Source organism: Arenimonas donghaensis DSM 18148 = HO3-R19 (assembly GCF_000743535.1).
Lineage (GTDB): Bacteria > Pseudomonadota > Gammaproteobacteria > Xanthomonadales > Xanthomonadaceae > Arenimonas > Arenimonas donghaensis.
In genome coordinates this window covers 1-12247 of the sequence record NZ_AVCJ01000022.1, presented here as the reverse complement: position 1 = coordinate 12247, position 12247 = coordinate 1, and the positions used below count along the sequence as shown (strand labels likewise).

Here is a 12247-nt window from a genome sequence, read left to right as displayed (position 1 = left end):
CCACGCTGGCGCGGTCGCCCGCCAGCGTCGCGAGCCTGGCGGCGAAGGCCGCGGCATCGGCCGGCAGCAGCCAGCCGGCGCCGTTGGCGCGCACCCGTGCCGCTGGCGCGCCTAGTCCGGCGCACAGCACGGGCAGGCCCAGGGCCCACATTTCCGACAGCGTGTAGGACCAGGTCTCCGGCACGGTGGACGGCAGCAGGGCGATGTCCGGCGCCAGCGCGGCGACCCAGCGCGGCAGCGCGTCGCGGCGGTAGTCGTGCTTGATATGCACGCCGCGGCGACCGCGGTAGCGCTCGCCCAGCGGTCCGGTGCCCAGCAGCACGAGTTCGACCTGGTCGGGCAGCTGGTCAACCAGGCGATCGAGCAGTTCACTGCCCTTGGCGCCGTTGACGCGCCCGGGCACCAGCACGCGTAGCGGCGCCTGGTCGCCACGGCGCAGGGCCTGCGGCGCGGGCGCCGGGTCGGGCCAGGGGGCCAGGCCGTGTTCGATCACGCGCCAGGGACGGTCGGCGAAGGCCGGTGCCAAGGCACGGGCACGGTCGCGGGCGAATTCGCTGGGCGCCACCAACGTCACGTCGTGGGCCGCCAGGGCATCGAACAGGGACTGTCGCAGCGCCCACCACTGGCCGGCGTCGCGGGTCGGGAACAGCGGCTTCGCATCCGACTGGCCGAGCATCCGCGCCAGCGTGTCCTGGTCGAAGGGCGCTTGCGCCGGGTCGCGGGCGTCGTGCAGCAGCGGCCAGGCCGGGAACAGGTCGTGTGCACACAGCGCGGTCGGCAGCCCGGTACGCAGCACGTCGAGCGAATGCCCGACCAGGGACGACACCAGCACCGCGCCGATGCTCCACTGCTCGCGCAGTGCCGTCATCACGGCCTCGACTTCGGCCGAGGCGGGAACGCAGTCGGGAATCGGTGCCGCCAGCGTCCAGCTTTGCAAAGGCGGCGCGTCCAGGTCGGCGTGCAGGCACAGGCGCCGGCCAAAGGGCGGAAGGTCGTGGTCGCCGCGCGCCACCAGCACCAGGTGCTCGCGCGAGCGGTCGGCCTGCATCAGGTCGCGCACAAAACGCTCGGCGCCGCCGCCCCAGGCATGCAGGACATGCAGCAGCACCGGCCGCCCTGGCCGCAGCCGGCGGCCGCCGGCGGCGAGGCGCGCCTGCAGCGCGCGCACCGGGGCAGGGGCCTCGCCATCGACGGCGGCGGCCGCGCCGACCTGTAGGCAGGCAAGCAGGCCACGGCGGCCGGGGGCCGGCGAATCCGGGCTGTCCAGGCCGCGGCTGGAATCACCACGCCACAGCGAACACTCCGCCGAATAGCCGTCCCAGGCGAAAGCCAGGTGTTCGCCAAAGGTCCAGGCAGCGGCGTCCGCGTCGTCGCCGAGCGGCCAGCGACCGTCGAGCGGCGACAGCACGTCCCAGTCACCGTCACGCCACGCCGCCAACAGGCGCCGGCTCGCCGCTTCGTCCAGGTCCACACCCTCGCGCAGCAGCAGCACGTCCCGCCCCGGGTGCGCCGCGCGCGCACGCGCCAGCGCCAGGGCCGGCGAGTCGACCCAGCGGCAAGTGACCGGCTGGTGGATGGCGTCCATGCGAAGCGTTCAGTCTCGGGTGGGGGCAGGGCGGCGGCGGCCTGCTAGACTCGCCGCACCCCGGGATTATCCATGTCCGTGCCCCGAAACGCCTCCCCCAAATCCCCAGCCCCGTCTTCCGTCCGCCGCCGCTGGCGCACCTGGCTCTTCCGCGGTGCCCTGCTGGCGCTGGGTCTGGCCGTGGGCGTGGGCGTGCCGCTGTTCTATGTGCTCGACAAACGCGTCCGCGCCGAGTTCGAGGCCCTGGTCTGGCAAGTGCCGACCCGCGTCTACGCCCGGCCGCTGGCGCTGGCGCCGGGCACGCGCCTGGACGCCGACACCCTGCTGCTCGAACTTTCGGCCGCCGGGTATCGCGAGGACACCGGCGACCTGCCCGGCACCTGGGCGCGTGACGGCAAACGTTTCCACATCGGCACCCGTGCGTTCACCGACCTCGACGGACCCGTGCCGGCGCGACGGATCACGGTGGTGGTCGAAGGCGGGCGCGTGGCGGCGGTCACCGACCGCAAGACCGGCAAGCCCCTCGACGACGCCCGCCTGGACCCGGCGCGCATCGCCACGATCTACGGCGACGTCCAGGAAGAGCGCCGGCTGGTGCAGCTCCGGGACGTGCCTTCGCTGCTGGTCACCGGCCTGCAGGCGGTCGAAGACCGCAACTTCAAACACCATCATGGCATCGACCCCTGGGGCATCCTGCGCGCGGCCTGGGTGAACGCCCGCGAGGGCGAGATCGAGCAGGGCGCCAGCACGCTGACCCAGCAGCTGGTGCGCAACCTGTTCCTCAGCCGGGAAGTGGCCTGGACCCGGAAGATCAAGGAAGCCAGCTACTCGGTCATCATCGAGGCGCGCTACGACAAGGAACGCATCCTCGAGGCCTATTTCAACGAGGTCTACCTGGGCCAGCACGGCAGCCAGTCGATCCACGGCATCGCCGCGGGCGCCGAGTTCTGGTTCGGCCGCGACCTCTCGACCCTGCGCACCCAGGACATGGCGCTGCTGGTGGGCATGATCCAGGGTCCGTCGCTCTACGATCCGCGGCGCAAGCCCGAAGCCGCCAAGAAGCGCCGCGACCTGGTGCTGGCGGTCTGGCGCGACGTCGGCCTGGTCAGTGCCGCCGAAGCCGAAAAGGCCATGGCGGCGCCGCTGGGCGTGAGCGCGCGGCCCGGCGTGGCATCCAACCGCAACCCGGCCTTCATGGACCTGGTGCGCCGGCAGCTGGCGCGCGACTACCCGGCCGACGCCCTGCGCGGTGCCGGCCTGGTGGTGGTGACCACGCTCTCGCCCTCGGCCCAGCTGCGCGCCGAACGCGCCGTCAGCGGCACCCTCGACAAGGTCCAGAAGAAGGACGGCCCGGCGCTGCAGGCCGGCCTCGTGCTGACCGACACCCACAGCGGCGAAGTGCTGGCGATGGTGGGCAACCGCGACACCGACCAGCCGGGCTTCAACCGGGCGCTCGAGGCGCAGCGGCCGGTCGGCTCGCTGCTCAAGCCGCTGGTTTACCTGCTGGCCCTGGCCCAACCGGATCGCTGGTCGCTGGCGACGCCGGTGGACGACACGCCGGTGGACCTGGTGCTGCCCAACGGCAAGCGCTGGAATCCCGAGAATTCCGACGGCGTCAGCCACGGCCGGGTCAGCCTGGCCGATGCGCTCAAACATTCCTACAACCAGGCGACGGTGCGCGTGGGCATGGACGTGGGGCCCGAGCGCCTGGCCGAGTTGCTCAAGGTGCTGGCCGGCCTGCGCGCGCAGCCCAATCCTTCGCTGATCCTGGGTTCGGTCGACCTCAGCCCCTTCGCGATGGCACAGGTCTACCAGTTCCTGGCCTCCGGCGGCGAGATCCAGCCGCTGCGCGCCGTGCGCGGCGTTCTCGATGAAAAGGGCCAGGCGGTGAGCCGCTACGACTTCAAGGCCGCACCCGCCCAGGAAGGCGACGCCATCGCCGCTCGCCTGGTGACGCTCGCCCTGCAGGACACCGTGACCGGCGGTACCGCGCGCCAGCTGGTGGCCGACGGCCTGGGCCACCTGCGCCCCGCCGGCAAGACCGGCACCAGCAACGACAGCCGCGACAGCTGGTTCGCCGGTTATACGGGTAGTCACCTGGCGGTGGTCTGGGTCGGGAACGACCGCAACGAACCCACTGGCCTTTACGGGTCCACGGGTGCCATGCGGGTGTGGTCGTCGCTGTTCGCCGGCCTGCCCAGCGCGCCGCTGGACGTGGGCATGCAGGGCCTGGACTGGGGCTGGGTGGACGACGACGTGTTCGCGACCACCGAACAGGACTGCGACGGTGCCCGCCGCTACGCGTTCGTCGCCGGCTACCTGCCGCCCGAGCACGTGAGCTGCCGGCGCGACAGCTGGCTGGACTGGTTCCGCCTGGGCGGCGACGATCGCCGTGAGCGGCGCGAAGGCCGCAACGACCGTGACAGAAGGATTGACTGACGTGATCGCCCGCCTTACCCGCCTCGGCCTGCTGGCCCCGGTGCTGCTGCTCGCCGCCTGCGCCTCGTCGCCTGCGGGACAGGCCACGCCGACCAGCGCTTCCGCCGACACCACGCCGTCTGCCCGGGCCACGCCGGCCGAACTGGTCGCGCAGGTGCGCGCCGCCGGGGAAAACGGCCTCGAACTGGAAGTCCAGCCGCTGCGCGATCCGCAGGTCGACGACCTGCGCGCCCGCGCGCGCGAGCTGGAGGACGCCGGCAAGCCCAAGGCGGCTTTCGAGGCCCTGGCGCAAGCCCTGGAGATCAGCCCGGAAGACCCGGAGCTGCTGCAATGGCAGGCCGAACTGTCGCTGCTGCGCCGGAGCTGGGAGCAGGCTGAGTTGCTGGCCGCCAAATCCTACGAAGTCGGGCCGAAGCTCGGTGGGTTGTGCCGTCGCAACTGGGCAACGATCGGCCACGCCCGCGACATGCGCGGCGCCGACGAGGCCGCCGAAGTGGCCCACCGCCAGGGCGAGTCCTGCATCGTGGCGCCGCCGGTCCGCATGTAAGTGGGCGACCTGGCCGAACGCACGCTGGCGGCACTGGCGCCGGACGGGCCGCTGGCGTCGGGGCTGGAGGGTTTCGTGCCGCGTGCGGCGCAGAACCAGCTGGCCGAATCGGTCGCCAACGCCATCGACGACCGCGCCACCCTGGTGGCCGAGGCCGGCACCGGCACCGGCAAGACCTACGCCTACCTGGTGCCGGCGCTGCTGTCGGGCCAGCGGGTGATCCTGTCCACCGGCACCCGCGCGCTGCAGGACCAGCTTTACCACCGCGACCTCCCGCGCGTTCGCGAGGCGCTGGGCGCCGGCCTGAAGACCGCCTTGCTCAAGGGCCGCGCCAACTACCTGTGCCTGTACCGCCTGGAACAGGCCAAGGGTGAAAAATTCCAGTCGCGCGAGGTGGTCGCCCACTTCCAGCGGGTGGTTGCCTGGGCTGGCCGCACGATGCGCGGCGACCTGGCCGAACTGGCCGACCTGCCCGAAGACTCGCCGCTGTGGCCGCAGGTCACCTCCACCGCCGACAACTGCCTGGGCAGCGAATGCCCGTTCTGGGACGAGTGCCACGTGGCCAGGGCACGCCAGCAGGCGCAGGCCGCCGACCTGGTGGTGGTCAACCACCACCTGCTGCTGGCCGACCTGGCGATCAAACAGGAAGGCTTCGGTGAAATCCTGCCCGGTGCCTCCGCCTTCGTGCTCGACGAAGCGCACCAGCTGCCGGAGCTGGCGGCGCAGTTTTTCGGTGAAGGCCTGTCCGCACGGCAGCTGCTCGACCTGGCGCGTGACTGCCTGGCCGAGTGCAAGAACGTCACCGCCTCGCTGGCCACGGTGATGGGGCCGGCGCGCGCGGTCGAGCAGGCCATGCGCGACCTGCGCCTGGCCTTGGACCGGCTGCCCCAGCGCGGCCCGCAGGCGCGCCTGCTCGAACAGTCCGGGGCGCCCGAGGCCTTGCAGCACCTGCAGCAAACACTCGGTGACCTGCAAACGGCATTGGGCCCGCTGTCGGAAGCCTCGCCCGGTTTCGCCGCCTGCGGCGACCGCACCGCCGAACTGCGCCGCCGGCTCGCCGCGTGGCTGCAGGGGACAGATGCATTTTCCTCCGGTGGTTCGCCTGACACCGACGACTGCGCAGAGGAAAACGCACCTGTCCCCGACGACGACGCCCATTTCTCGGTGAAATGGTACGAACTGACCCAGCGCGGTTTCACCCTCCAGCGCACACCGCTCGACGTTTCCGGGCCGTTGCGCGAGTACCGTGAAAAAAGCCGGGCGGCCTGGATCTTCACCTCGGCGACGATGGCGGTGGACGGCCACTTCGCCCACCTGGGCCGGCGTTTGGGCCTGGACGAACCACGCGAACTGCTGCAGCCCAGCCCGTTCGACTGGCCGAAGCAGGCGCTTTGTTACCTGCCGCCGATGATGCCCGAACCGCGCAGCCCCGATTACGTCGGGGCCGTCATCGATGCCGCCTGGCCGGTGCTGGAAGCGTCGAAGGGGCGCGCCTTCCTGCTCTTCACCTCGCATCGCGCCCTGCGCGAGGCCGCCGAGGAGCTGCGCGACGCGCCCTGGCCGCTGTTCGTGCAGGGCACCGCGCCGCGCAGCGTGCTGCTCGAACAGTTCCGTGCCTCCGGCAACGGCGTGCTGCTGGGCGCCGCCAGTTTCTGGGAAGGCGTGGACGTGGCCGGCGAAGCGCTCAGCGTGGTGGTCATCGACCGCCTGCCTTTCGCCGCACCCGACGACCCGGTGCTCGAGGCGCGCCTGGAAGCCGTGCGTCGCCGCGGCGGCAATCCCTTCCGCGACGAGCAGCTGCCGCAGGCGGTGATCGCGCTCAAGCAGGGCGTCGGGCGTTTGATCCGCAGCGACCAGGACCGCGGCGTGCTGGTGCTGTGCGACCCGCGCCTGCTCGGCAAACCCTATGGCCGCAGTTTTCTGGCCAGCCTGCCGCCGTTCCCGCGCACCCGCGACGTCGGCGACGTGCAGCGCTTCTTCGAAACGCCTGAAATGGCCGCGCTTGCCGCAGAATCGGCCTCATGAACCTCCTGGCCATCGAAACCAGCACCGAAGCCTGCTCGGTCGCCGTCTACGCCGACGGCCGCCTGTTCGAGCGCCACGAACTGGCGCCGCGCCGGCACACCCAGCTGGTGCTGCCCTGGGCCGAAGCGCTGCTGGCCGAAGCCGGCCTGGCCCGGTCGCAGCTCGACGCGATCGCGGTCGGTCGCGGCCCCGGCGCGTTCACCGGCGTGCGCCTGGCGATCGCCATCACCCAGGGCCTGGCACTGGCGCTGGACCGTCCGGTGCTGCCGGTGTCCACGCTGGCAGTACTGGCGATGCAGGGACAGGGCGACGACATCCTGGCCGCCATCGATGCGCGCATGGGCGAGGTGTATGCCGGAAACTTCCGGCGCGACGACGATGGCCTGGTCGAGGCGGTCGGCGACGAACGTGTCTGCGCCCCCGCGGCGGTGGCGCTGCCGGCATCGGCGGTGCACGGCGTCGGCACCGGATTCGGCGCGGAAGCCGGCGCCCTGGTGCACCGCCTTGGCGACCAACTCACCGGTTTCGACGCCGGCGCGCTGCCGCGCGCCGCGCACCTGGCCGTGCTTGCCGCCCGTGCGTTCGCCCGTGGCCAGGCCATTGCGCCCGATGCGCTGGAACCGGCCTACCTGCGCGACAAGGTCGCGCTCACGCTCGCCGAACAGGGCAAGCCGACGCCGCGCTGACGCTACAGCAGCACCAGCGTCGCCAAACCCAGGAACGAGAAGAAGCCCATCACGTCGGTCACCGTGGTCAGCACCACGCCGCCGGCCAGGGCCGGGTCGATGCGCAGGCGGCGCAGCAGCAGCGGCACGCCGACGCCGGCCAGCGCGGCGGTGACCAGGTTGATCACCATCGCCGCGGCGATCACCCCGCCCAGCGGCCAGTCGCCGAACCACAGCGCGGCCACGCAGCCGACCACGACCGCCCAGGCCAGGCCATTGAGCAAGCCGACCATGACTTCCTTGTTCAGCAGGGCGCCGACGTTGCCCATGCCGACCTGGCCCAGGGCCATGCCGCGCACCATCAGCGTCAGCGTCTGGGTGCCGGCGACGCCGCCCATGCTGGCGACGATCGGCATCAGCACCGCCAGCGCCACCAGGCGCTCGATGGTGCCTTCGAAGCGGCCGATCACCCAGGAGGCCAGGAAGGCGGTCAGCAGGTTGATGCCCAGCCACACCGCGCGCCGGCGCGCCGCGCGCGGCACCGGGCTGAACATGTCCTCGTCCTCGTCCAGGCCGGCGGCGCTGAGCGCCTGGTGCGCGGCATGGTCGCGGATGATGTCGACGACGTCGTCGATGGTGATGCGGCCGAGCAGGATGTTGTTGTTGTCCACCACCGGCGCGGATATCCAGTCGTGGTCGGAAAACTGGCTGGCGACGTCGTTGGCCGAGGTATCGACCGGGATCGCCGGCTGCTCGTCGTTGAACAGTTCGTTGATCGGCGTGCTGGCGTCGTGGGTCAGCAGCGACGCCACGGACACGCGGCCCAGGTACTGGTGGCGGCGGCTGACCACGAACAGGTGGTCGGTGTGCTCGGGGATCTCGCCGCGCAGGCGCAGGTAGCGCAGCACCACGTCCACGGTGACGTCCGTGCGCACCGTGATCACATCCGGGTTCATCAGGCGGCCGGCGCTGTCCTCGTCGTAGGACAGGACCTGTTCGAGCCGCTCCCGGTTTTCGCGGTCCATCGACTTCAGGACTTCCTCGATGACCGTGTCGGGAAGGTCCTCGGCCAGTTCGGCCAGGTCGTCGATGTCGAGGTCTTCGACCGCGGCGACGATTTCGTCGGTGTCCATTTCCGCCAGCAGGCTTTCGCGCACGTCGTCGCCGACGTGCACCAGCACCTCGCCGTCGTCCTCGGGATCGACCAGGCCCCAGACGATGTTGCGCTTGGCCGGCGGCAGCGACTCGAGCAGGTTGCCGATCTCGGCCGGCGACAGCGTGTTCACCAGCCGCCGCACCGGGCCCAGGCGACCCGAGTCGAGCGCGTCCGACAGCAGCCTGAGCTGCCGGGCGGTCTTGTCGTGGTGCGCGGCGTCGGCCATCGGGGGGCTCCGGGGAAGGCCCGCACATTATGACGGGAACTAACACCTTGTAGGAGCGCCTTCAGGCGCGAATCTCTTCCTGGCCACGGGCAAAGTCAAAACATTCGCGCCTGAAGGCGCTCCTACAGCGGGGCGATCAGCAGCGGGCGAGCCAGCGCTCGATCGCGGCGCGGTCGTGGCAGCGCAGCAGGGTGCTGGCGCGGCGGCGCAGGCTGGCATGGTCGGATTCGCGCACGGCCTTGCGTACTTCCAGCAGGGTGGAGGGGTGCAGGCTGAAGTCGCGCAGGCCCAGGGCCAGCAGCAGCGGGACATTGCTGGCTTCGCCGGCCATTTCGCCGCAGACCGCCACCGGGATGCCGTTGCGGCGACCGAAGGCGAAGATTTCCGCCAGCAGGCGCAGCACCGACGGATGCCGGGGCGAATACAGCTCGGCCAGCGACTCGTGGTTGCGGTCGGTCGCCAGCAGGTATTGCACCAGGTCGTTGGTGCCGACCGAGACGAAGTCCACCAGGTCGACGATGTCGCCCAGCCCCAGCGCCGCGGCCGGCACTTCGATCATCGCGCCGAGTTCGGCGACCGGCCCGACCTGCTGGCCGTCCTCGAGCAGCGAGCTGCGGGCGCGGTCGAGCACGTCGCAGACCTTCAGCATTTCCTCGCGGCTGCTGATCATCGGCACCAGGATGCGCACCGGGCCGTAGGCGCTGGCGCGCAGGATGGCGCGCAGCTGGGTCAGGAACAGGTCCGGGTGCGCCAGCGACAGGCGCACGCCGCGCAGGCCAAGGGCCGGGTTGGGCTCGCTGCGCAGGGCCAGGCCCGTGCGGTCGGCCTTGTCGGCGCCCAGGTCCAGGGTGCGGATGGTCGCTACGCGGCCGGCCATGCCCAGCACCAGGTCGCGGTAGGCGAGAAACTGTTCCTCCTCGGTGGGCAGCTCCTTGCGCTGCAGGAACAGGAACTCGGTGCGATACAGGCCGACGCCGTCGGCGCCCAGTGCATGCGCCTCGGCCACGTCTTCGCGTGATTCGGCGTTGGCGTAGAGCCGGATGTCGACGCCGTCGGTGGTGCGCGTGGGCTGGCGCTTGAGCCGGGCCAGCTGGCTGCGCTCGCGGCTGACCTGGGCCTGGCGGGCATGGTAGTGGGCCAGGTCGTCGGCACCGGGCTCGAGCACCAGTTCGCCCTGGCTGGCGTCGAGCATCAGGGCGTCGCCGTCGTTGGCATGGGCGAGCAGCTCGGGCACGTTCACCAGCAGCGGCAGGTGCAGGCTGCGGGCCAGGATGGCGCTGTGCGACAGGGGGCTGCCGGTGGCCGTGGCCACGGCCACCACGCCGCGTGCCTGCCAGCTGGCGAGCTCGGCCGGGGCCACGGCTTCACAGACCAGGATTTCGCCGGCCAGGCCTTCGACGGCATCGTCGCCGCGCCGGTGCAGGGCGGCGTGGATGCGGCCGACCACGTGGTCGAGGTCTTCGCGGCGGCTGCGGAAATACTCGTCGTCCATGTCCTCGAACACCGAGGCCAGGCGGTCGCGCTGGAGCTTGAGGGCGTAATCGGCGCCGTAGCGGCCGGTGCGCACCAGGTCGTCCAGGCCCTGCAGCAGCTCCGGGTCGTCCAGGATCATGGCGTGCAGGTCGATGAACTCGCCCACCTCCTGCGCCAGCGCCCCGTGCAGGCGGTCCCGGAGCACCCGAAGTTCGGCGCGGGTGGCGTCCAGGGCGTCGTGGAGGCGGGCCAGTTCGGCATCGACCTCATCGGCGCCGATGCGGGTCTCCTCAACCACCAGGGCCTGGGGATGCAGCACCCGGGCGCGGCCCAGGGCCAGGCCGCGCGAGGCGGTGACGCCGCGCAGCCGGCGTCGCATCAGCCTTCCTCGTCGAAACCGCGCTCGAACAGCGCGGCGGCCGCGGCCAGGGCTTCGGCTTCGTCGTCCCCCTCCACCCGCATCACCAGGGTGGCCCCGGGCGCGGCGGCAAGCAGCAGCACGCCCATGATGGACTTGGCGTTCACTTCGCGGCCGCGGCCGAGCAGGGTGGCCTGGCAGCGGAAGCCCGAAAGCAGTTGCACCAGCTTGGCCGCCGCCCTGGCGTGCAGGCCGAGTTTGTTGGTCACCTGCAGTTCGCGCTCAAGCATCGTCCACCACCACTCCGTTGCGGGCACCGGCGGCGGCCGTGCGCGTGAGTTCTTCGAGGTCCTGTTCCGGGTAATTCTGCACCCGCAGCAGCATCGGCAGGCACAGGCCGCTGACCCGGTGGGCGGGCGTGCCCAGGTGCACCAGTTTTTCCGCCAGGCGGGCCGGGCTGGCACCGTAAAGGTCGGTCAACAGCAGCACGCCGTCGCCGGCATCGACCTTGCGCAGGCTGGCACTGGCCGCGGCCAGCTGGCCATCGGGCTCGGCGTCCCAAGGCAATTCGAACGCTTCGGTGGCCAGTGGCAGGCTGCCCAGAAGGCCGCGTGCCGCCGCCAGCACGGCGCTGCCGACCCCGGGATGGCTTAGCAGGAGGATGCCGACGGACATGGCCTTAACTTAGCAGAGGGCCGCCCTTCACGCCGGCTGCACGGACCCGTGAATGCGACTTAAGGTCCATGACAAGCCCATCCCATGCGGCTATGCTCCGGGTTCAGACCGCATGGTGGCGGTCAAAATTGGGGAATCCTGTAATGATGAAGTTCAAGCTTTCGCATGCCGTGGCCTTGGCGGCCGGCGGCCTGCTCTGGGCCGGCAATGCCTCGGCGCAGTACGCGCCGGTGGGCGTCCAGCAGAACGTACCCGAAGCCACGGTCACCGCCGGCGGCTGGACCGTCTGCTACTCGGGCACGTTCGCCGAGTCCGGCACGCCGATCGCCACCATCCTGGCCAACTGCGACCAGGCCAACATCATGTATGCCTGCCGTCTGGTCGGCGACCCGAATTACAGCGTTCTCGCGCAGGCCCCGCGCGCAGATGTGTTCACTGATACCGGAACCGGCAACGTCACGACGTCTTCCAATGGCGTCGAGTGGTATTTCAACGCGAGCTATTCGTTTGGCTTCGCGCCGGGCGGTGAGGCGGTGACCCGCGGCTCGTGTGACACCACCAACACGGGCAACAACGATCGTATCTGTGTCCACACGTTCGCCGGCAACACCAATCCCGGCTGGCGTTGCGGCAACAACATCACGGGCTCGGCCGGTGTCGAGCGCGTCATCCTTGAGTCGACCCTCGTTCCGGTCGTCAGCCCCGGCATCGCCTTGGGCAACCCGGCGACCACTAGTCCGGTGCTTGTCGCCGAGGAACTGATCATTCCGCCGGCGCGGACCCTCACCAACACCGGTGACCTGAACATATCGACGGAAGTCAGCTACTCGTTTTCGCCGGGTGAAGTGCGCTACGCCCGCCTGCATTGCCCGGGCATCGAGCTCGACTCAAGTTCGGTCGTTACCTATGGTGGCGATCCGTCGAACCTGATCGGCGCGGTCAATACCACGCCCGATGGCGCGATCTACTTCTCGATCACCGCGGGCGCCACCCCGGTGGTGGCCACCGACACGCTGATCGTGGATGGCGACCGCACCATCGAGATCGAACAGGCCATCGACTGCACCTACGGCCTGTACGACTTCCCGTCGCAGGCGC

The 12247-nt window shown here is 70.9% G+C and carries 9 protein-coding genes and 1 pseudogene; 5 read left to right on the top strand and 5 right to left on the bottom strand.

Annotated elements, in window-relative coordinates:
• Positions 1-1585 (bottom strand): glycosyltransferase (locus N788_RS09100; RefSeq protein ID WP_034224058.1); only part of this gene is annotated, 1585 nt, incomplete at its 3' end.
• A 72-nt stretch (positions 1586-1657) separates the two neighbouring features.
• On the opposite strand from N788_RS09100, the gene mrcB reads away from it, so the two are divergent.
• From mrcB to tsaB, 4 genes and pseudogenes are all read left to right on the top strand, one after another.
• A complete protein-coding gene (gene mrcB, locus N788_RS09095) occupies positions 1658-4024 on the top strand; it encodes a penicillin-binding protein 1B (RefSeq protein ID WP_051924521.1) in 2367 nt (788 codons plus the stop codon).
• Position 4025: 1 nt separating this feature from the next.
• Positions 4026-4571 carry a tetratricopeptide repeat protein gene (locus N788_RS09090; protein WP_051924520.1) on the top strand — a complete coding sequence of 182 codons (546 nt, stop codon included), beginning with the start codon at positions 4026-4028 and terminating at the stop codon, positions 4569-4571.
• Positions 4572-6596: a DNA repair helicase YoaA gene (gene yoaA / locus N788_RS09085; RefSeq protein ID WP_034224057.1), complete on the top strand. Its 2025-nt coding sequence runs from the start codon at positions 4572-4574 to the stop codon at positions 6594-6596.
• Positions 6593-7298: pseudogene (tsaB, locus tag N788_RS09080) on the top strand (tRNA (adenosine(37)-N6)-threonylcarbamoyltransferase complex dimerization subunit type 1 TsaB); the annotation flags it as partial. The gene yoaA and the pseudogene tsaB, both read left to right, overlap by 4 nt.
• On the opposite strand, the gene mgtE reads toward tsaB, so the two are convergent.
• From mgtE to N788_RS09060, 4 genes are all read right to left on the bottom strand, one after another.
• Positions 7285-8643 (bottom strand): magnesium transporter, encoded by a 1359-nt coding sequence (mgtE, locus tag N788_RS09075; RefSeq protein ID WP_034224054.1) that lies wholly within the window; start codon positions 8641-8643, stop codon positions 7285-7287. The pseudogene tsaB and the gene mgtE sit on opposite strands and share 14 nt — an antisense overlap.
• Positions 8644-8779: 136 nt before the next feature.
• The gene (ptsP, locus tag N788_RS09070; protein ID WP_034224052.1) at positions 8780-10495 is read right to left on the bottom strand and encodes a phosphoenolpyruvate--protein phosphotransferase; all 1716 of its coding nucleotides are present in this window, start codon (positions 10493-10495) and stop codon (positions 8780-8782) included.
• Entirely contained in the window at positions 10495-10764 is a 270-nt protein-coding gene (locus tag N788_RS09065) for an HPr family phosphocarrier protein (RefSeq protein ID WP_034224050.1), read from the bottom strand. The genes ptsP and N788_RS09065 overlap by 1 nt, the downstream gene beginning before the upstream one ends.
• On the bottom strand, positions 10757-11149 hold the full coding sequence (locus N788_RS09060) for a PTS sugar transporter subunit IIA (RefSeq protein WP_034224048.1): 393 nt from the start codon (positions 11147-11149) through the stop codon (positions 10757-10759). Before N788_RS09060 ends, N788_RS09065 begins: the two co-directional genes overlap by 8 nt.
• A gap of 143 nt (positions 11150-11292) precedes the next feature.
• Between N788_RS09060 and N788_RS09055 the strand changes: the two genes are divergently transcribed.
• Positions 11293-12247 (top strand): hypothetical protein (locus N788_RS09055; RefSeq protein WP_034224047.1); only part of this gene is annotated, 955 nt, incomplete at its 3' end.